General features: G+C 39.0%; 17 protein-coding genes and 1 pseudogene. 1 reads left to right on the top strand and 17 read right to left on the bottom strand.

The genetic code is table 11. The features are described 5' to 3' along the window. Window positions 1-90: 90 nt before the first annotated feature. Window positions 91-988, top strand: a pseudogene (locus RR45_RS04815) (IS3 family transposase); the annotation flags it as partial. Between the two features lie 121 nt (window positions 989-1109). Here RR45_RS04815 and RR45_RS04810 read toward each other — a convergent pair. From RR45_RS04810 to RR45_RS04730, 17 genes are all read right to left on the bottom strand, one after another. After that, the gene (locus tag RR45_RS04810) at window positions 1110-1778 is read right to left on the bottom strand and encodes an ABC transporter ATP-binding protein (RefSeq protein WP_031365307.1); all 669 of its coding nucleotides are present in this window, start codon (window positions 1776-1778) and stop codon (window positions 1110-1112) included. Window positions 1779-1791: 13 nt separating this feature from the next. Continuing rightward, window positions 1792-2859 carry an ABC transporter permease gene (locus RR45_RS04805; protein WP_031365306.1) on the bottom strand — a complete coding sequence of 356 codons (1068 nt, stop codon included), beginning with the start codon at window positions 2857-2859 and terminating at the stop codon, window positions 1792-1794. A 165-nt stretch (window positions 2860-3024) separates the two neighbouring features. Next, a complete protein-coding gene (gene yidD, locus RR45_RS04800; RefSeq protein WP_031365305.1) occupies window positions 3025-3279 on the bottom strand; it encodes a membrane protein insertion efficiency factor YidD in 255 nt (84 codons plus the stop codon). A gap of 56 nt (window positions 3280-3335) precedes the next feature. Then, window positions 3336-4688 carry a sensor histidine kinase gene (locus tag RR45_RS04795; RefSeq protein ID WP_031365304.1) on the bottom strand — a complete coding sequence of 451 codons (1353 nt, stop codon included), beginning with the start codon at window positions 4686-4688 and terminating at the stop codon, window positions 3336-3338. Between the two features lie 36 nt (window positions 4689-4724). Continuing rightward, window positions 4725-5396: a response regulator transcription factor gene (locus tag RR45_RS04790; RefSeq protein ID WP_031365303.1), complete on the bottom strand. Its 672-nt coding sequence runs from the start codon at window positions 5394-5396 to the stop codon at window positions 4725-4727. A 135-nt stretch (window positions 5397-5531) separates the two neighbouring features. Then, a complete protein-coding gene (locus RR45_RS04785) occupies window positions 5532-6506 on the bottom strand; it encodes a LacI family DNA-binding transcriptional regulator (protein ID WP_031365302.1) in 975 nt (324 codons plus the stop codon). Window positions 6507-6632: 126 nt separating this feature from the next. Further along, a complete protein-coding gene (gene pgmB / locus RR45_RS04780) occupies window positions 6633-7295 on the bottom strand; it encodes a beta-phosphoglucomutase (protein ID WP_031365301.1) in 663 nt (220 codons plus the stop codon). A gap of 1 nt (window position 7296) precedes the next feature. Beyond that, on the bottom strand, window positions 7297-9564 hold the full coding sequence (locus RR45_RS04775) for a glycoside hydrolase family 65 protein (RefSeq protein ID WP_031365300.1): 2268 nt from the start codon (window positions 9562-9564) through the stop codon (window positions 7297-7299). Between the two features lie 159 nt (window positions 9565-9723). Further along, on the bottom strand, window positions 9724-11340 hold the full coding sequence (locus RR45_RS04770; protein ID WP_031365299.1) for a glycoside hydrolase family 13 protein: 1617 nt from the start codon (window positions 11338-11340) through the stop codon (window positions 9724-9726). Between the two features lie 172 nt (window positions 11341-11512). Continuing rightward, window positions 11513-13129 carry a glycoside hydrolase family 13 protein gene (locus RR45_RS04765; RefSeq protein ID WP_031365298.1) on the bottom strand — a complete coding sequence of 539 codons (1617 nt, stop codon included), beginning with the start codon at window positions 13127-13129 and terminating at the stop codon, window positions 11513-11515. A 126-nt stretch (window positions 13130-13255) separates the two neighbouring features. Further along, window positions 13256-13882, bottom strand: coding sequence for a YesL family protein (locus tag RR45_RS04760; protein ID WP_031365297.1), 627 nt, complete (start codon window positions 13880-13882; stop codon window positions 13256-13258). 23 nt (window positions 13883-13905) lie between these two features. Further along, window positions 13906-14787 (bottom strand): carbohydrate ABC transporter permease, encoded by an 882-nt coding sequence (locus RR45_RS04755; protein ID WP_031365296.1) that lies wholly within the window; start codon window positions 14785-14787, stop codon window positions 13906-13908. Between the two features lie 14 nt (window positions 14788-14801). Continuing rightward, window positions 14802-15755: an ABC transporter permease gene (locus RR45_RS04750; RefSeq protein WP_208601309.1), complete on the bottom strand. Its 954-nt coding sequence runs from the start codon at window positions 15753-15755 to the stop codon at window positions 14802-14804. 26 nt (window positions 15756-15781) lie between these two features. Further along, entirely contained in the window at window positions 15782-17449 is a 1668-nt protein-coding gene (locus tag RR45_RS04745) for a hypothetical protein (RefSeq protein WP_031365294.1), read from the bottom strand. Window positions 17450-17753: 304 nt separating this feature from the next. Continuing rightward, a complete protein-coding gene (locus RR45_RS04740; protein WP_031365293.1) occupies window positions 17754-18797 on the bottom strand; it encodes a LacI family DNA-binding transcriptional regulator in 1044 nt (347 codons plus the stop codon). A 146-nt stretch (window positions 18798-18943) separates the two neighbouring features. Beyond that, a complete protein-coding gene (locus tag RR45_RS04735; RefSeq protein ID WP_031365292.1) occupies window positions 18944-20212 on the bottom strand; it encodes an alpha-amylase family glycosyl hydrolase in 1269 nt (422 codons plus the stop codon). Beyond that, on the bottom strand, window positions 20212-21987 hold the full coding sequence (locus tag RR45_RS04730; RefSeq protein WP_031365291.1) for a glycoside hydrolase family 13 protein: 1776 nt from the start codon (window positions 21985-21987) through the stop codon (window positions 20212-20214). The genes RR45_RS04735 and RR45_RS04730 overlap by 1 nt, the downstream gene beginning before the upstream one ends. Window positions 21988-22226 lie beyond the last annotated feature (239 nt).

Here is a 22226-nt window from a genome sequence, read left to right as displayed (position 1 = left end):
AAAGCATCAAATATTCAAATGGTTCCTTTTATACAAAAAACTCCCACGAGCATATTGACCCTGGGAGTTTTTTAATATTCAAGAATTTCAAAAAAGAAACGCACAGCTAGAAGAGGAAAATCTCATCTTAAAAAAAGCAAGTGCCATATTCATGCAAAACGCCAAGTAAGAATTAAAGCCGTCTATCGGTTACGTTTTGAGCACACGGCAGTCACCCTCTGTCGTGTTTTACGTGTCAATCGTTCAACCTACTATAATTTCATTAACAGAAAACCTGCTAAGCGTGAAATTAATAATCAGCGATTTAGAAAACTACTACTCGAAATTTATATAAAAGCCAAGAAAAGAATTGGAACAAGAGCTTTCAAAATTATACTTCTGCATAATTATGGCGTTAATATCTCTGAAGGAAGAATTTATCGGCTCTTAAAGTCTATGAACCTTTCCAAAATGTTAGCGACTAAACCTCGTTTTAAATTAAGAAAGACGCCTGAATTTTCTTCTGATAACTTACTTAAACAAGAATTCAATCCTAAATCCCCAAATCAAGTCTGGACTACTGACTTCACTTATATTTCCATTGGAAACAAGCGTCACGTTTATCTCTGCGCTATTCTTGACCTCTACTCTAGAAAATGTATTGCTTGGAAACTCAGTCATAAAATTGATTTAAATTAGCCTGACCAAGGTAGCCAATTTAAATCACAAGAGTTTAGAAGATTGCTAGATGAACATCACTTAATACCCTCTTATTCGAAACCTGGCTATCCTTATGATAATGCGGTCACTGAGGTCTTTTTCAAGTACCTGAAACAACGTGAGATCAATCGAAGAACTTTTTATTCTATTGACAAAGTAAGATTAGCTTGCTTTGAATATATCGAGCTATTTTATAACAACTATAATCCCCATTCTGCAAACAAAGAGTTGACGCCAAATCAGAAAGAGGAAAATTATTTTTAAAATTAATTCCCTTTTTTCTGTCTAATTATTTGACATTAGTCCAGTTACACATATTCTATCAGTCTATACATATCAAAAAGTCTTATAAGTAAATACTTACAAGACTTTTGTATCAAATATCTTTACAAGTTCTGAATCCTCATTACTTAATGTTTCTCAGTCAAAATACCATCTAGCATCAAATAGACCTTATCACAATAATCAACCAAGCGTAAATCATGTGTGACCATAATTATCGCCTTATTCTTTTTCTTACTTTCTTCTGCAAGAATTTTCACGACTTCAAAAGCTTTATCAGTATCAAGACTTGCTGTTGGTTCATCAGCCAAGATAATCGTAGGGTCATGATAGAGTGCTCGAACAATCGCAACACGTTGTCTTTCACCACCAGATAAATCTTCTGGATATTTATTAACTAACAATGATATACCGAGTTGTTCAAACAACTCATCTCCTTTTGTTTTAGCCATATTTTTAGTGATTTTATCGACTAGTTTGAGTTGATTTTTGACTGTTAAAAATGGTACTAGATTAGAGCTCTGTAGGATAAAACCAATCTCATCGAACCGTAATTTCGCGCGTTCTTTTTCCTTTTTACCACTAAAAGTTTTACCATTAATGAATACCTCACCATTGGATGGTGCCTGTAAACCCCCTGCAATGGTTAAAAAAGTACTTTTACCTGATCCTGATGGTCCAATAATAGCAACAAATTCGCCTTTTTTAACCGAAAAATCAGTACACTTTAATGCTTCAATGATTTCATCACCGTCTTTAAAAGACTTCGTGACATTTTTAAATTCTATTGCATTCATCAGTTACTCCTGTCTACCCAATCGCTTTTAAAGGATCAATTTTAACAATCGAGCGCACCGAGAACAGAGCACCCAAAATTGCAACCAATACAATCAGCACAGCGATAACAGCGAGGAATACTGGCTGACTTTGGAAAGGTACAGCATCAGGCAATACTAGCGCAGATAAAACTGTTGCGATTAAACCTGTGATCACACCTGTGAAAGCGAGAATAAAAGTCTGTGCTACTACAGAATTTGCAATATAACGACTTGAAATTCCTTGTGCTTTCATAACACCGAAAATCGCTATTTTTTGCATCGTTAAGACGTAAACGAAAATACCGATAACAATCGCAGCAATCACCACGAGAAAACCAATCATAAAGCCGAAAGTCAGAACTTGCGCACTATAACCAGGCAATTTGTTGATAAAATCATGTATTGATAGTTTTTTCAAGCCTGCAGTTTCGCTAGGTGAACCTTTTGTGATAATGGCATTAACACTTACAGATTGTTGTCCAGACATACTGACACCATTACGCATTAACTGAATCGTCTCTAATGATGTATAAAGTACAGGCGACACACTGAATTTAGCCTGATCAGTGAAACCGACGATAGTTAAAATTTGATCGTTGGTTGCCAGTTTAACTTTGTCTCCTAACTTATAGTCGTATTGTGTCTCTAGACTCTTGTCAGCGACAACATCACCTGTTTCTTGAAACATTTTACCTTTGACGATATTGGGTTTGAGGAATTGTTCAGGATTAATGCCAAAAAAACTGACATTTTGTTTCTTTTGGTCATCCTTACTATCAATGATTATCCCAGGTGTCTGAGCTAGAACAGCTTTTTCTTTTGCCTTCACCTGATTAAGCATTTGAGGATCCAATCGTGACATGGACAAACTGTCATTGGCTTTATCTGACAAGAGGATATCTGTCGCATGCCATTTATCAACAGCCATGCGATTTTCTTGTGCCAAACCATAAGATAAGCCGGTCAGAAAAAAGACAAGGTAGGCAATTAAAAAGGTTACGCCAATCACCAGTGCATACCTCAATTTTGAATGTTTAATTTCATTAAGTGCCAAAAACATAGCATAAATCCCCCCTTTGCTTTTCAGTATAACACAAAATTTTGATTGATTCAGGTTTTTAAAATTTTAAAAAACAATTTTATTATAACGAAGCTCCTATCATCCCAAATAAAAAGACTTGTAAGCAATTGCCAAGTCTTTCAAATTTATTATTTAGCTTAAGGACTACTGTTTATAGGGATTAACTGGATTTCGTTTTAATGAAAAATGGTCTGGAACATAATCAACACCACCTTTTGCAAACGGATTGCACCGCAAAATTCTTGCTGTACCCATAAGTACACCAAGAAAGCCATGTTTTTGAATGGCGACAATCATATAATTCGAGCAGGTTGGATGATAACGACAAGCCCCTGGTAGCAAGGGCGAGATAGCAATTTGATAAAACCGGACAGGTGCAATAAGCACATGAGTAATCATTTTTTTTAGCATGGTGCTTTTATTTTCTTTCGTTTAATTATGAGTTAATGGTTAGCTCAGACACGTAATTTTATGATAAATTTGGTGCCTTGAGGCTGATTATCTTGAACATCAATCCTTCCACCACAAGCATCAATAATTTGTTTAGCAAGCGACAGACCTAAGCCAAAGCCACCTTTTTGACGAGTTCGAGCTTTATCTACACGGTAAAATCGGTCAAAAATCCTCTTTTTGTCTTCGTTAGAAATACCATATCCAGTGTCTGAGGTTGTGATCACAAGATTTTGACCATTTTTTTCTACTTTAATTTCAATCTGACTGCCAACATCTGTGTACTTGATGGCATTATCAAATAAAATCGTAAGAACTTGCTTAATCAGGCTTTCATCTAGTTTCACATGATCTTTAAAATGAACTGAGCTGGTAAACGTGCGCTCTGAATTTTCAGCGAGTAACTTATAATTTTCAAATATGTTTTCGAAATAGGTCTGATCAACTGTCGTCAGTTCTACTTTAAGACCACCGTCTCGTTTAGCTAGATTAAGCAGGTTACTCGTTAGCATTCGCATGTTTCTAACTTCTGCCAGACTCTGTGAAATATTTTCACTTTGATCAATAATCGTAGCAGTTGGTTTTTGGAACAAAAGCTCCAAACGATTTTGCAAAATAGCCAAAGGTGTTCTCAATTCATGACTGGCATTTTCAACAAAATTCTTTTCTTTCTCGTAAGCTGCCAATACTGGTTTTTGTGACCACCTAGATAAATAAATAGAGGCTACCAGTGAAATGAGCCAAAAACTGACCATGGTCGTTAAAATAATAAATTGACTTCGGGATAAACTGTCTGATAACTGATCGACATTGACAAAAATCTGAATATAAGCAATATTAGTCGTGATATTTTTATCAAAGGTTACTTTAAAGGTTTTAGTTCGGTAAAGAAGCGACTCTCCTAATGCTGTTTTGATAGTGACTGTGCTAATCTTACCAACATTTGACTCATCAAATTTTAGATCTTCAGCAACTGTAGATGTTTCTAAATTAGTATCAGCATTTAAAATCTGACCTTTTTTATCATAAAGGATGACAGTTTGGTTCGGAGAAAAAACAGAGATTTGCGTACCAGATACTGAATTTGTCTCGTTATTTGGATTATGATCAGGACCGTCAGAAAAAACAGTTGCTTTATTCGTGCCATGCAAGGCTAGATTTGTCAGCATGAGGGGATTTTTAGCTAATCTTTCAATCGTCTCATCTGTTGAGTTATAAATGCCTGAAGTCAATGTTTGCAGGATAATGGCGGATAGGGCCACGAAAATAATCGTAAAGACAACAAAGAAATGCAAAAAATATTTCACATCAAAGCGAAACAGGTGATGATTGGCGAATTTTTTGACGATTTTTTTCATGCGATTTTATCTTTATCTTTTTTCATATACTCTAACCTATCTTAAAATATAACCGACATTGCGCAAGGTGGAAAGATTTTCCACAAATTCTGATCCTTTGAGTTTCTTGCGTAATTTTGACATATAAACTTCTACAACAGTGACGGTTGTATCGCTGTCAAAGCCCCAAATTCGGTCGAAAATCTGCTCTTTAGGTAAAATGACATTACGATTTTGCAAAAAATATAGGAGCAAATCAAATTCTTTTCCTAGAATTTCGACGTTTTTTCCCGATATTGTTACTTGATTATTGGCCGTATTGACGACGAGAGCCTCACCATATTTAATAGTCGAAGTATCTTCAAGTTTACCTGAACGTTTAAGTAGGGCTTGAATCCGTGCTTTCAGTTCATCTAAATAGAAAGGCTTAGTTAGGTAATCATCAGCACCAATTTCAAAGCCATGCATTTTATCATCTAGGCTTTCCTTAGCAGTCATGATTAAAACAGGCGTTTTTACGCCTTTGGCACGGAGTTCAGCTAGGACTTCAAAGCCGTTTTTTTCTGGCAACATAAGGTCAAGTAAAATGATGTCATAAATATTCATTTCTGCTTCATATAAACCCTCGTCGCCATCAAAAACTTGGACGACATCAGCGAAATTTTCTAAAAAATCATAAACGGAATTGGATAAAGATAAGTCATCTTCTACTAATAGTATTTTGATCATCGTCTTGTTCACCTCTCTTAACTCATTAGGCTACTATGCAGTCTTAAAATCATTGCACAGTAGCCTTTTATCAACTTGCTTTTTATTTTACACTATTTTAGCCTAAAAAACTTAAGATAAACATAAAAAAAGCCGTCAGTTGACAGCTTTCGTCGATTCGCGTACCTTAAGCTCAAAAGGCACGGTCACTTTCTCACGAAAATCATCAGGATCTGCAATCAAATGCAATAACTTTTGCACTGAACTATGACCGAGCTGCGTGATATTAATATCAAATGTCGTCAAATAAGGATGAATCAAGCTCGCAAAGACAGAGTTATTAAACGAAATCACTGAAATGTCGTCAGGTACAGTAATCCCACGCTCTGTCAGGCCTTGAATAACTTTGATGGCTAGAATATCATCTAACACTACAAGTGCTGTCACATTGTCTAACGCCAGACTTTCTGACGTATAAAGCAACTGACCATTAAGTCCAAGCGACTTAATCTTCTCCTCAAAACCACGATAACGCTCATGAAAAACCTCGCCCTTGTCTGTATTCGTCACAAAAGCTAATTTTTTGTGACCCAAACCTGCAAGATATTGAGCAGCCTCAGCTCCCATAAGTTTATTATCATTATCAACAGCTGTCATCTCATTTGCCCGCTCAATAGGTGTCCCAACAATGACAAAAGGAATCTCACCTGCCAACAAATAATCACGCACATCGTCAGCTTCTCCCGCATAAAGCACGATAAAACCATCAACCCTTTTTTCCTGATACATGACTCTGACTTGACTCAAGAGTTCTTCAATTGTATGACCAGAGGCGATTGAAACCGTGATTTTGTTTTGATGGGCTTCTTCATTAATAGCTGTCAAAATTTTCATGAAAAAAGGCTGCTCAGACTTATTTTCAATTGGTGGAAAAATCACGCCAATAGCACCCGACTTGCCACTTGCAAGCATCTGTGCTGCTGAATTTCTTGAATAGTCAAGGTCAGCCATAGCTTTCCTGACTCTTTCTTTCGTCTTTTCGGAAATCGCCGAATGATTATGAATTGCTCGACTAACCGTTGACGGATTGACACCAGCACGTCTGGCAACATCTTTGATTGTAACTGCCATCGTTCCCCTTTCTATGCTTTCCTGTTTTAAAAAACGTGTTACTTTATTTAATTTTTAAAACCATCTTAATTCTTTAACAATAAGCAGAAAAACGGAAAACGGCTCGAAAGCGTTTCCGTTTACTAACTATTGATTGTCCCATACTTCTATTAAAAAATCAAGTGTCAGTTGGCTTGTATCAGAGACGAGTGCAATGTCTGAGCCTAATACTTCTGCTTTACCGACACCAATCGGTAACACATTTGCGGCTTTAATCGCTGCAATCCCAGAATAAGCATCCTCAATCCCGATTGCTTGACTCACGTCAACACCCACACCCTCAGCAGCAGCGATGAAAATATCAGGTGCTGGTTTACTTGCGACCACTTTTGCCGGATCGGCAATGGCATCAAAGTACTCTGTTATTTGCATTTGTTTCAGCAAAAATGGCCCATTTTTTGAAGCGGATGCTAGGGCAATTTTAATGCCTTGTCCTCGTAAATCCTGAAGCAATTGTAAAATACCAGGATAGACATCTTTTGGTGACACTGCTTGAATCATCTCAACATAGTTGTCATTTTTAAGTTTGGCCATAGCAGCAAATTCTTCTGGCGTATAATCATTTGCCTTGCCGCCATGTTCTAAAATACGACGCAAGGATTCTTCGCGTGAGACACCTTTCAGGTTTTCGTTGAACTCACGGTCAATCTCAATACCAATTTTCTTAGCCAGTTTTTCCCAGGCTAGAAAATGGTATTCCGCTGTGTCTGTAATCACACCGTCCAAATCAAACAAAACTGCTTGGAACATATTAACCACCTACTTTCACTGTATAGTTAGATGTCAATTCAACTGATTGACCATAGACTTCTAAAGTCAAAGCATCACCTGATAACAAGCTGACGGTAACATTTTCAGCCACTTCAATTTTCAAGAGACGACCACGATAATTGATATGGAAGGTATAACCGGTCCAATCTCTTGGTAAAAATGGTGCGAAGCTAAGTTTGCCATCCCATGTTTTCATTTGGGCAAAGCCTTGAACGATAGCTAACCAAGAGCCAGTCATTGACGTGATATGCAGACCATCTTCTGTATCATTATTATAGTTATCTAAGTCAAGACGCGCTGTTCGACCATACATTTCAACTGCTTTAGCTTCTTTGCCAAGTTCAGCCGCAAGAATGGCGTGAATAGATGGAGAAAGTGAGCTTTCATGGACGGTCATGGGTTCATAGAAATCAAAGTTGCGACGTTTTTCTTCCAATGAGAATTGGTTACCAAAGAAGTAAATCCCTTGTAGCACATCGGCTTGTTTGATAAATGGTGAGCGCAAAATTTTATCCCAAGACCAATTTTGGTTGAGTGGTAAATCTGACGCGTCCAAGGCTGAAACTGGGCGGAGGTCTTTATCCATAAAACCATCGTGTTGGACAAAGACGCCTTCTTTTTCATCAAATGGATAGTACATCTTGTCAACGATTTCTGACCATTTTGCCAATTCATCCACTGTGACGTTGAGGTCAGCACGGCTGTGTTTAGCCAGACTTTCAGTTGTATAACGCAACACCCAAGCCGCCAGTGTATTGGTATACCAATTGTTGTTGATATTATTTTCATACTCGTTTGGTCCAGTGACACCATGAATCATGTATTTGTCATTGCGCGCTGAGTAATGCACACGGTCTGCCCAGAAACGTGCGACCTCTACCAGAACATCGAGCCCCTCATGCGCCAAATAGGTTTCATCACCTGTATAGTTGGTATAGTTGTAAATTGCATAAGGAATAGCGCCGTTACGGTGTATTTCTTCAAAGGTAATTTCCCACTCGTTATGACACTCAACGCCTGTGAAGGTGACCATCGGATACAAGGCGCCTTTAAGACCTTGTTGGCGGGCATTATGTTGGGCTTGTGGCAATTGTTGGCGACGATATTTCAAGAGATTTTTTGTTACTTTTTCGTCTGCTAAAGAGAGATAAAGTGGGACAGCGTAGGCTTCTGTATCCCAGTAGGTTGCACCGCCATATTTTTCCCCAGTAAAGCCTTTAGGACCAATGTTAAGGCGTTCATCTTCACCATAATAAGTTGAGAAGAGCTGGAAAAGGTTGAAACGGATGCCTTGTTGGGCTTCATCAGAGCCTTCGATCACGACATCAGCAATGTCCCAACGTTTGGCCCAAGCAGTCACTTGTGCTTGATACAGGCTATTATAATCTTGCGTTTGAATAGATTTTTCAACGATAGCTTGGTTACCAACTTTAACTGCTGCTAAGTCAGCATAGTCACGGCTTGTCGTCACAACAACACGTTTTTCAAAGGTTAAAACGTCACCAGCTGTGATTGTTTTCTCAAAGCGATTGATAATGGCTTTTTCAGCTGTCATTCCCCCAACTGCATCGAAGTTTCCTGCAAATGTTTGACTGGCAACAACAGTAAATTGGTCGACACCAAATGGATTTTCAATCGTTTGCGTAGCGATGTAAGACCCATTATTCGTCTGACCTTTATCTAAGATGTTCCAAAACTGTTCATCATAATTGGCGTCTTCATTTTTGACATCTGCATCAATGATGGCGTCAATTTGAATCATGTGGTCTTTGCCATCGACTGATTCAAACATGAAGGCAAATACAGCCAGTTCTAAAATGTCAACGGAGAAAAAACGTTCAGCAGAAACTTTGACACCACGCACAATGTAAGTGTAGCTAAGCGTGCCTTTTGCCATATCAAGCGAGAGGTTAAAGTCGCTAATCAACTCGGTTGCCAAGTCTACTTCTGCGCCATCAATGACGAGTTTGATTTTGGCAATATTGAGTGCATTAATCGCTTTACCAAAATACTCTGGGTAGCCATTTTTCCACCAGCCGACCCGTGTCTTATCAGGATACCAAACACCTGCTAAATAGAAACCTTGGTGCATATCACCAGAATAAGTTTCAGCAAAATTACCACGCATACCCATATAGCCATTGCCAATGGCTGTCAACGATTCTTGTAATCGTCGGTCTTCAATTTCTAGTGTATCTGATTTGATTTGCCAAGGGTCAATCGCCATAATACGTTTGATTTGATTCATTGTTGATGTCCTCACTCATTCATTTTAGGTACTGTCATTTTCAATGTTTGCTTTGATTTTGTTGCTTGATTTGCTCCAGCATCTTCATGCTGTTTGGTGCATATTTTATGCAACCGATTTCATATTTATAGTTTAACATGCAACCGGTTGCACGTCAAGCTATTCTTTTATTTTTTTGTATATCCGATATGCCCAGCTCTCTAAAGATAGCTCTAACAGGTCTGGTACTATTGCTTGCGTGACCATGTCTTGATAATCATGTCCCGGTCTCTCGAAAGTTATCGTCGTTGGCGTTGCAGATAAGTTTGTCACGATTAAGAACTCGCCTCGCTTATAGGCTAGAACTGCCGGATGTTCAGGAAATAGAAATGTTATATGCCCTTCCGAAATATCTTGATATTCATGACGAAGTTGAATCAAAAATTTATAGAGATTCAGAATTGAGTCTGGATTTGTTTGTGCTGCTGCAACATTTTTCTCTAAGTAATTAGGATTAATGACCAACCAAGGTTTACCATCTGTGAAACCAGCATTTTCAGTTGCATCCCATTGCATGGGTGTTCGAGAATGGTCTCGAGAATTGACAGTCGCTACTTTGAGTGCTGCGGTCTTTGACAACCCCTCTGCCAATTTTTCATTGTATAAATAGATAGTATCGGTAGCATCAACTTGAGAAATATCTGTATAGTCAAAATTGGTCATACCGATCTCTTGACCTTGATAGATAAAAGGTGTACCACGTAATAACATATAGGCGACAGCTAGTGCTTTAGCCGAGGCCTCCGTACCATCTCCTAAAACGTCAATCACGCGCGGCTGGTCATGATTTTCCAAATATGGCGCATTCCAGCCACGTGCCAATAAATCTTCTTGCCATCGCATGATCGTGTCTTTAAATAATTTTAAATCACCTTGACCATTATCATCTTTATTGCTATGTTCCAGTTCAAAAATCATGTCGATGTAGCCATGGTCATCCGTCCAACTCGTCGCTTCTTTGCTAGATACACCACTAGCTTCTCCGACTGTCAATGCATCAAATTCATCGAATAGCTTCTTAAATTCTGCCATGTAAGCTTCAATACCAGCCACATTCATGAAAGGTTCCCAAGGAGAGTTATCTTTAAAAGATTTAATCTCAAAATCCCATGGCGCTTTCTCAATATGACTAATGGCATCCAGTCTAAAGCCATCAATGCCTTGCTCTAGCCACCAACGAACCATGTCATAAATTTCCTCACGTACCTTAGGATTGTGCCAATTCAAATCAGGCTGTTCCTTTGAAAAAACATGGAAATAGGCTTCACCTGTCGGTTCATCAATGGTCCAAGTACTGCCACCAAAAAATGAAATCCAATTATTAGGTAAGTGATCAGGTGTAGCTGGCTGCCAATGATAATAATCACGATAAGGATTGTCCTTGGACTTACGACTCTCGATGAACCAAGGGTGTTGATTCGACGTATGATTAACGACTAAATCCATGATGACCTTCATACCCATTGAATGCGCTTGCATCATCAAGTTTTGTAAATCAGCCATCGTCCCAAAACGGTCTTCGTCCAATGCATAGTAATCTGAAATATCATAGCCCCCGTCAAACTGAGGACTTTTATAGATTGGATTAATCCAGATAAAATCAACACCCAAATCTTTTAGATAAGGCAACTTCTCGATAATCCCATTAATATCCCCAATACCATCACCATTTGTATCCCGAAATGATTTGGGATAAATCTGATAGCCTACTGCTTGTTTAAACCAATTACTTTTCATATGTCACCCATCCTAACTCATCGTTTGCAACTATTATACAATGCAAACGTTTGCATTGTCAAGTAACTTTGCTATCCTATACAACTTTTATTTATTTCATCTTCATAACCCTATCTCCGCCTGACAAAAAAGACCGATAAGCATCGGTCATTCTTGCAACTAGCAGTCAAATTCAATCTGATACGACTTCAATGGCAAAGGCGTCCCATGGTTGCAGCAATACTTTCGTCAAATCATTTGGAATTTGACGATTGGCAATGATACCTTTACCACCCGTTAACTGACTTTCAAAAAGAGCAGTTTCGTCAGAGAAATTAACAACAACTAGGTATTGTCTCCCTTCAAAATGACGAAGATAGGCAAAAACATTGTCAGACGTTTCAAGCAACTCATAATCACCATAAACAATCCAATCATTTTGTTTGCGCAAGGCAATCAATTTTTGGTACGTATAGAAAATAGAGTCCTTATCAGCCAAGGCTGCTTCAGCATTAATTGTTTGATAATTAGCATTAACCGCCAACCAAGGTTGCCCTGTTGTGAAACCTGCATTATCAGTCGCATCCCATTGCATCGGTGTCCGAGCATTATCACGACCAACGGCACGGATACTCACCATGATATCTTCTGGTTTGTAGCCTTGTGCCAAACGTTCCGCATACATATTAACAGACTCAATATCTTCTACTTGGTCAATCGTATCAAATGGATAATTAGTCATGCCGATTTCTTCGCCCTGATAGATGAAAGGCGTGCCACGCATGAAATGAAGTAAAATCGCAAATGCTTTAGCACACTGAACGCGATATTCAGCATCATTGCCCCAGATTGAAATTGCTCTTGGCAAGTCATGGTTATTCCAAAACAATGAGTTCCAGCCTTGACCGACTGCTAAATCCGTCTGCCATTTAGAGATAATCGTTTTTAACTTAGATTTGTCAAGGTCAATCACATCCCATTTGGGTTGGTCAGGTTCATGTGATAAACTGATATGCTCAAATTGAAAGACCATCGACAGCTCTTCACGCTCAGGTGCTGAATAGAGCTTAGCAATTTCAGGTGTTGCTCCCCAAGTTTCTCCAACTGTCAATAAATCTTTATCACCAAAGGTAGCTTGATTCATTTCATGGAGGTAATCATGCAGCTTAGGCCCATTCCCAGTGATTTCATCATCAGGAATTTTCCCAATCAAATCAATCACGTCCATACGAAAACCACCAACGCCTTTATCAATCCAGAAATTCATCATATCGTAGACGGCTTGACGAACTTTTTCATTTTCCCAGTTTAAATCGGGCTGTTTTTTAGAGAAAAGATGCAGGAAATATTGACCACTTGCCTCATCAAGTTCCCAGGCAGAACCTGAGAAAGCTGACATCAAATCGTTGGGTTCATCACGCCAGACGTAATAATCACGGAATTCGTTGTCCTTAGATTTTTTTGACTCGACAAACCAAGCATGTTCATCCGAGGTATGATTCACCACTAAATCCATGATGATTTTAATGCCATGTTTATCTGCCTCTGCTAAGAGTTCGTCCATGGCTGCCATGTCGCCAAAAATACTGGCAATATCTTCATAGTCTGAAATGTCATAGCCGTTATCATCCATAGGACTTGCATAAACCGGACTGAGCCAGATCGCTGTAATACCAAGCTTTTCCAAGTAATTAAGACGGCTCGTGATACCTTTAATATCCCCAATACCATCACCATCAGAATCTTGAAAACTCCGCGGATAAACTTGATAGGCAACAGCTGTCTGCCACCATTTTTTCTCGAATGTCATGATTTTTTACCCTCCTCAGGATTTTGTAATGTGTTTTTTAGGATATGAGTAACAGTTTAACATAAGTAATTGGAGATGTAAACGTTACCACGTTTAAAAAACATTAAAACTTCTTTAATTTTTAGTTTATTTTGATTGATACTGTTGGTAAATTGACAACAGTAAAAAACTTTTTAGATAGGCAATCAATGCAAAGCCGATAAAGGTTGACAGGTAAATGGCAAAGACCATCATCACAGGTGTCAGCATGGCTAGCACAATGGGTAAAAGCGTGACGATTAAAATCAATAAAGAAATTTTCCCATGTCTTAATACCAGTAAATAAGCATTCTTAGCCGTTGTGATACCATTGTCATCAAAGCGGGCAATGTATGGAAAGATAAAAGTCATCCCGACAAGACTGATAAGACCTGCAAGACCCAAAGCAAGATAGACTAAGGGGCGTATCGGGATTGCGACTATACCAGCAAACAGGTAATTCAGCAGGACAAGAAGATTGATCATCGTAAAAATCAGATGATAGTAAGTCGCCAGTTTAAAATTCGTCTTAAAGGCGCGTAAATAATCAAGAGCGACATGGCCTGTCTTGCCTTCAATCATCTTAATTGTTACCGCAGTAAGGGCAGTATTTGCTGCACCAATGGTCACCATTGGCAAGCAAGTGATGAGATAGAGAAGATTCAAGACCATGAGCTGAAAAACTTTAGTTCCCACCTTGTAAATGAGACCGTCATATGAAAATAAATTTGTCATCGCAATATCTTTCCTCTCTCACATCATTCTTTGACAGAGCCAACAACCATCCCCGTTACAAAATATTTTTGCAACATCGGATAGATTAATAAAAGCGGGATGATAGCGACCATAATTTTTGCCGCATTTAAATTCTTATCCGAGAGCTGCGCAAGATTAGCAATGGATTCTGCAGAGGCATTGTTTTTAATCGCATCTGCAATGTTAACATTTAAGGCTTGGATATAAGTCATCAAAGGGTAATTTTCAGCCTTTGTAATATAGATTAAACCACCCATGAAATCATTCCAGGTGCCAACAATAGAAAACAGCGATACTGTCGCAAGTGACGGCAGAGAAATTGGGATAAATACCTGGAATAGGACTTGTAAAGGGGTCGCCCCATCAATGATTGCTGCCTCTTCAAGTGCTTTTGGAATGCCTCGAAAGAAATTCATGACCAAAATTACGGAGAAAATTGGAACAGCTCCTGGCAAAATCAAAGCCCAAATTGTATTCAGTAAACCTAACTGTTTCACGACCAAATATGTCGGAATCATTCCGCCATTGAATAACATGGCGAAAATCATGATATTCATGTAAATCGAACGCCCTTTAAAAGCTCGTTTACTTTTAGCCAATGGATAAGCCATCAGCACGATGAGTATCAAATTCAGAGCCAATGTCACTATAACTCTTAAAACAGAGATACCAAAGGACCGCCAAAATTGACCATCACCCATAATTTTCTGATAAGCTCCGAAAGTCAAATCAATTGGGATAAGTCCAACTTTGTTACCTGCAACAGCCGCAGAACCTGATAGAGAAATGGCGACAATATTCCAGAGTGGCAAGAGACAAATTAATCCCAGGCCAACCACTAGCGCATAAATAATAATAATCCGCGCATTTAACTTTTCTTTCATGAACCCCTCCAGCTCTAAAACATTTTACGGTCTGTGTAACGACCGGCGATTTCATTGGCCCCTATCATCAATACAGCACCAATCACTGCCTTAAAGAGCCCTACTGCTGTACCAAATGAATATTGACGACCAATCAAGCCGACACGATAAACGTAGGTATCTAGGATATCACCAGACTCATAAACCATCGGTGAATACAGATTATAGACTTGATCAAATCCAGCATTTAAAATATTGGGTAGATTCATGATAGCCAAGAGTAAAATGATCGTCATCATACCTGGTAAGGTCACATGCCAGACTTTTCTAAACCAACTTGCACCATCAATTGACGCCGCCTCATATAGACCTGGATCAATTGACGTAATTGCTGCTAAATAAACGACGGAACTATAGCCAAACTCCTTCCAAACATCTGTTCCAACCAACAAGGGCTGAAAGAGTTTATTAGAACCTAGAAAGTTCAAGTTTTTCAACCCAATCGCTTCCAACATTTGGGTGATAGAACCGTCTAAATTGAACATGTTCATCACAACTGCGGATAGGACAACCCAGGATAGAAAATGAGGTAGATAAACAATAGTCTGCACTGATTTTTTTAGAAAAATCACTCTAATTTCATTTAACAAAATGGCAAATATGATTGATAAGACTGTTCCAATCATTATTTTACCAAGTGCTATCACGATTGTATTGCGAAATAACAAGCCAACATCTGGTAGTGAAAACAAGCGTTGGAAGTGTGCCAATCCAATCCAATGAGACCCTAGTAAACCTTTGGCAGGAATATAATTTTGAAAAGCCATGGCAACCCCTGCCATCGGCACATAGGTAAAGATGATCAAGAATAAGAGTCCTGGAATCATCATCAAATGAAACATGACCTGATTTTTTCGTTCACGATTCGGCATGGGCTGTTTTTTTGATTCTTGGCTAGTTGCTAGCGATAGGTCTTGATTTGTAGCCATTACTTCTCCAATTCTAGGCATCCACCTTATTTTTTAGCGTCTACTTCTTTTTGGACTTCCTTAGTAACAGCTGTGCCACCTTGTTTGTACCATTGTTTCACAAAACTGTCGAAGTCAGAGATTGGTTTTGCACCTGTCACCATTTTCATAAAGGTCTCTTCGCGTAATTTATCCAAATCTGCACCTTTTTCTTCAAGTGTTTTCGTCGTACCAAAATAAGGTGACTCAGTTTCCGAAAAGATACCTTCATTTCTAACTTTGACCATTACATCATTAACTCCGATAATTCGAGAAGTGTATGTTGCCCAATCTGTCGAACTAGCAGTTGCTGGGGTTTTTAGATAGGTTTCAAGTGTTGTAATGAGTGTGCGTGTATCTGGGTATTTAACAGTATCTGCTGATTTTTTTCCATTTAAAACAGCTTGCGCATCAGATACTGTTTCTAAAAGCTCTGTTGACGGATTAATCTCGATATTAAAGGGACGTGATGTGCCATCTACTGCTGTTGCACGGTAATCAGCAATCTCTGGATAATCTGTCGCTGCTGTTGCATCATTACGCGTTTCATCATAGATAAAATTAATGATTTTCATGGCAAGTTCAGGTTTTTTAAACCCCTTACGGACAACAACAAAATTACCTGTTGGATTATTTTGAATGGTCGTAACCTTGCCTGCTGCATTTTCAAGAGCATAGGCTTTAAAGCTAGCTTCTTTATTTTTTTCTTTGGTCTGAAATAATTGCCAATCTGGAATATGCCATGGTCCAGGAATAATACCTGTTTCTCCATTGACAACCATGGCTGATATATCATCCCATGTTCTTGTGCCAAATTGCTTGTCTAATATGCCTTCTTTATACCAACCATTGAGCAAGGCTAAAAGTTCTTTGGTTTGACTACTCACGGTACCATTAACGACTTTCCCATCGTCACCAGTCAGCCAAAAACCAGGATGAGCTCCCAAGGCATCCCCAATGCCCATTGATGTGTAAGCTGAGCCGCCATAGTTGGCTGATATTAATGTCGGTGCCAAGGCCAAACCTGTGTTTTTAGCTGTCCCACCAGGGTTCTGTTCCGAAAACGCTTTAGCTGTATCATGTAACTCATTGATTGTAATCGCCCCATTACCATCTGCATCAAGTTTAAGTCCGAGTTTTTGCGCCCAGTCGTCACGAATCCAGAAAAGCGAAGGTCCTAAATCTCCAGCAGTTGCAGGTAAGCCCATGAGCTTATCATCAAAGGTACCATCTTCAAGCGGCCGATTGTTGTAAGACTCGTAAGCTTCTTTAATCCCTTTACTGGCTTTCTTTTTGTAAATATCCGTCATATTTTCAATCAAATCGTTTTCATACAGCTCTTTCATCTCATCACGAGATACGACCATCATATCTGGAATGTCACCTGAAGCGATAGCAAGTGATACTTGTCGCGTATAGTCATCACCATTAGCTTCAAATTTATCTTTGATTTTAACATTAAATTTTTTATCAACTGCTCGTGTGTAAGCGTTTGATTCGTAAGTATCACCTTTAGGTAACTTAGGGTCTGCAGTCGTTTGTCGCCCTAAAGTGATGATAAGTTTGCCATCCTTAGTTGTCGACGCAGCATCGTCTTTATTGCCACAAGCTGTAAATGCTAAAACAGCTGTGCCCAACATAAGAGCTGAAACCAATTTTTTCTTACAATTTGCCATCTTGAATTTCTCCTTTTCAAGTATCAACTGATTTGTTCTCCAATAGGTGTTACGCAACACCTATTAACAAAAAAATAATAACGATGCACTAATTGATGATAATTTAACTGCATATCCTCATATTTCATGCACTATCCAGACAAACGAACAATGTCCTAGATACAACAAGTGTTTCGTAACACCTTTAGCTAATCATATCACACTTTAAAATAAATTGCAAGCGTTTTCAGGTTAAAATATTGTTTTTAATGATTATCAAAAAATCCCCAATGAACATTATCATCAGGAATAAATACTTTGTAGACTATTTAGATATGAGCTGTTTGACAGTATTTCCTTCAATCAAGGTGCCTGATATCTGGATATTATGCACTAGAATAGGTTCTAAATTAATTTTCTGAAATAGCATTGTTAGCGCCTTCTCGGCTTTCAAATTCACATCTTGGGCAATGGTGGTTAATTTTGGTGAGGCAAATCGACTCAAAATATTGCCGTCAAATCCGACAATTGAAATATCATTAGGTATTGTCAAACCTGCGGCTTGAATACGAGATAAAGCAAGCGCTGCTAACAAATCTGATGCAAAAAATAAAGCTGTTTTCCCATCAAATTGACGCTGAATATAGGCGTCTATCCATTCTTCTATATCAGAAAAATAGTTAGGCAAACCCTGACAAACACTTGAGGTTGACAAACCATGGTCTGCCATTTTTTGTAAGACACCATCTCGACGTTGTGCGTCAACGCCTTGCCATCTCTCTGGTTTACCACGTGATAAAAAGGCAATTTCCTTATGACCTGCTTGTATCAGATATGCCGTCATCTTGGCAGCTGCCACTTTATCATCAAGCCCGACATTGCAGATTTCAGCTGCCACATCAACCGTTTCATCTTGAAAAACATCTAAAAAAACAGCCGGTGTCTTGAGGTACTGATACCATTGCGCAATCTCACGCGGTTGAAACCCTGACAAAATCACGCCCTCCATCTGCCAAGACTGCATCATCCGCAAACTTTCATCAAAAGATTGAGATTTATGATACATCAAATAATACCCTTGCTTACGTACATGATATTCAATGGCTTGTGTTAATTCCCCAACATAGGGGTTGCTAAATTCTCGATCCATTAAACCAATATTATCTTGAATAATGAGACCGATAATACGAGACCCGTTGTTAGCCAAGATACGTCCAGCCATCTGCTCGCTATAATTAAACTTCTCGAGTGCGGCTTGAATCTGTTGAAATTTTTCCCGAGAGACTTTCCCCGTTCTACCATGAATCACGTTTGAAACCGTTGTCGGGCTAGCTCCCGTATATTTTGCTATTTCTTTGATTGATACCATGCTTGATTCCCCAATAATTATCCTTGAATTTTGTACATTCGTTTTTTCAATTCTACCATGGTTTACTGACAATAATCAACTTTTAGTCTAAATAGCAAAAACATAGCCGTCATTTTTGACGACTATGTTCAATAGTTGCTACACAATTAAATTTCTTTCAAAATCATCGCCTGATGAAAGGCGACCTTGCCATTGTTACTCTGAACAATATCACCTGTCAGCAAATCTTCATACTTGCCATTGAGATGTGTAATGCCAATACCCTGAACTGGGAAAAGACCAACGATTATCTCATCTCCTAAAACATATTTGCCAATCAGTGCTTGACCATCTGCTTTAATCGTGTAATAGCCAGTCTTAAAAATTTCTGCTGAGGTAATCTCTGCTAATCTTGCCAGATAGTCACTCTGATCAAGGCCAGTTTGCCAGTCCACCTTGTCCGCGTCAAAAAGACTTGGGATGTGTTTGGCATGCACTTCTTGGCCGGCATAAAGTTGTGTTGTGCCTTGTTGAAAATAGATGAAAGCTGTCCAAGTTGCGAGTTTTTCAGGGTCAGAAATCAAGGCTGCGGCACGGAAATTATCATGGTTTTCCAGATAACGCATCTTGATATAATTATCCGGATAAATGACGGTTTGACGTGTCAGCGCCTCAGCATAATCTGCTAAACTGCGTTTGCCTGTTAAAACACCGTTAAAAATCTCAAAAACATCATAGTCATAAGCCATATCAAAGGCTTGAAAAATCTCAGATTCTGAAAGTGCGGTTTGACCTTGACTTCTGTTATAGCTGACGAAACTTTCTTCCACCGATTCGGATAACCAGACTGCATCAGGGCGTACTTTAGCCACAGCTTGACGTGCCTCAAGCCAGAAATCTAGCGGAACAAGAGATGCGACATCACATCGAAAACCATCCACAAATTCTGCCCACATCTGAAGGGTTTCAATTTGATACTCCCAGAGGTCATGGCTCAGACTATAATCCAAGTCTTTGACATCCGTCCAATCCCCAGTCTTGTTGCCAAAATCTCCGTTAGGCTTACGATAGAACCACTCGGGATGATGCTGGATGAGCCAAGAATCAGGCGAGGTATGGTTATAAACGACATCAATAATGACTTTCATACCTCTCGCGTGAATCGCCTCAGTCAACTGTACGAAATCGGCTTTTGTGCCATACTCTGGGTTGACTTCACGATAGTCCTGAATCGCATAGGGTGAGCCGAGAGCCCCCTTACGATTGACTTTCCCAATCGGATGAATCGGCATGAGCCAGATGATGTCAGTGCCTAGTGCCTTGATGCGGTCGAGCTCAGGCTCAATCGCTGCAAATGTACCAGCCGCACTGAAATTACGTGGAAAAATCGAATAAATAACTTGTCCTCTAAGTGTTTTTGATGTATCTACTGCCATTAGACGGTCTCACTTTCTAAAATAACAACAAATCCTTTAGGTTCTAAGATGCCATCACTCAAATGATTAGCAAAAATCACTTGACCTTTATCAATTGACATCTCATAAGTTGCCACACTCGCATTGAAAGTAGCTGTTAATCGAGTACCTAATAGACTACGCGTAAAGCTCACAATATCTCCCTCAACACGCCAAGCCAAATCGCCATCAACAAGAACCGCCAACTGGTCTTTACGAAGTTGGATTAAAGCCTTCATGAAGGCATACATATCCTGATCCTGCTTATCAGGTCGCCACTCCATCGGTTTACGATTATCAGGGTCATTATCGCCAGTCATGGCGTACTCACTGCCATAGTAGATATCCGGTGTGCCTTGTTGCAGGAACATAAAGGCATACATTTGTTTGACAATGTCTTTATCACCATTAGCAAGACTGAGAACACGTGGTGCATCGTGAGAATCTAATAAATTATACATCATTTGATTGGTTTGATCCCGATTGAGCATGAGTTGGACATTGAGATTGCTGATAAGTTTATCTGCTGATATTTTTCTCTTGGCAAAATAATCAATAATTGACCCCGTAAAGGCATAGTTCATCACACCATTGAACTCATCGCCATTGAGCCACGGCTGTGCACTTGTCCAAATTTCACCTAGAATATAAAAGTCTGGTTCAATGGCAGTGACTGTCTTGTAAAATCTTTTCCAGAAATGATGATCCACTTCATTTGCCACATCAATTCGCCAAGCATCAATACCAAATTCACGAATCCAATAGGTACTAATCTCTAATAAATAATCTTGAACTTCGGGATTAGCTGTATTGAGTTTAGGCATGTGGCGCGTAAAGGCAAAGGTTTCATAATTTGAATCATCGTCATATTCGCTTTTTGGTGTCGTCGTAATTGGCCAAGAATGAATGTGAAACCAATCAGCATACTTAGATTGCTTACCATTTTCCAACACATCCAACCATTCTGGACTTTCATCCCCTATATGATTAAAAACAGCATCTAACATGATTTTAATGCCACGCGCATGCGCCTTATCAACTAATTCTTTAAAATCAGCTTTCGTCCCAAAATGCGGGTCGATTTCTAAATAGTTTCTTGTGTCATACTTATGATTGGTTGGTGCCTCAAAAATCGGATTGAAATAAATGCCATTGATGCCTAAATCGACCAAATGATCTAAGTGATCAATCACACCACGTAGGTCACCACCATAAAAAGCCTCACGTGTTGGATGATCATCTGGATTCCAAGGAAGTGTCCCCTCATTATCATTTGACGAGTCACCATTCGCAAAGCGCTCAGGAAAAATCTGGTACCAAATGGTTTTCTTGACCCATTCAGGTGCTTTAAAACGATCAATTTCTTGGAAATAAGGCATTTTGAAATAGACATTCGAGCCCATGAGAGCGTCCTTTGTATCCGACGCTTCATCAATTAACGGTTCAAAGCCTTGATCCCCATAGAAAAGTACTTCTCCATCAAGTCCTGTAATATTAAAACCGTAATTCAAACGATTGTGTGGCGCATAGAGCTTTGCCTCCCAGTATTGATGCGTTTCTGTCGCAAGTCCTCGTGTCATTTCAACATCTGGCTCTTTTTGCCAAACACCATTTAACGTCTCATAAGGATCGCCTGATACAATGACGATTTTGGCAATATCATCTAAAGCTGTGCGAACACGGACGCGCATTTCGCTTGCTGTGTAGAGATAGGCATATTCTGATTCAGGGCGATGGTAAATGGCTGATAAGTTCATAATCATGTTCTCCTCTATTTATCTAAAAAATAAGATGTTAAACTGCTTTCAAAAATAGTTTAACATAATAAAGATAATTTGCAAACGTTTGCATATATATTGCTCAACAATTTATTAATTCGTGTTTAATAGTCGGCATTTCTTGGTATTAAAAAATGTGACAACCTTAATAGATATGGGATATTTCGTATAATTCCACTAATAATAGCAGTTTACAAAAAAATCAAAATAATGCTTGA

This window comes from Pseudolactococcus chungangensis CAU 28 = DSM 22330, assembly GCF_002441885.1.
In the GTDB taxonomy this organism is placed as follows: Bacteria; Bacillota; Bacilli; order Lactobacillales; family Streptococcaceae; genus Pseudolactococcus; species Pseudolactococcus chungangensis.
The sequence above is the reverse complement of the archived record's forward strand: the minus strand, read 5'-3'. Positions and strand labels throughout refer to the sequence as shown.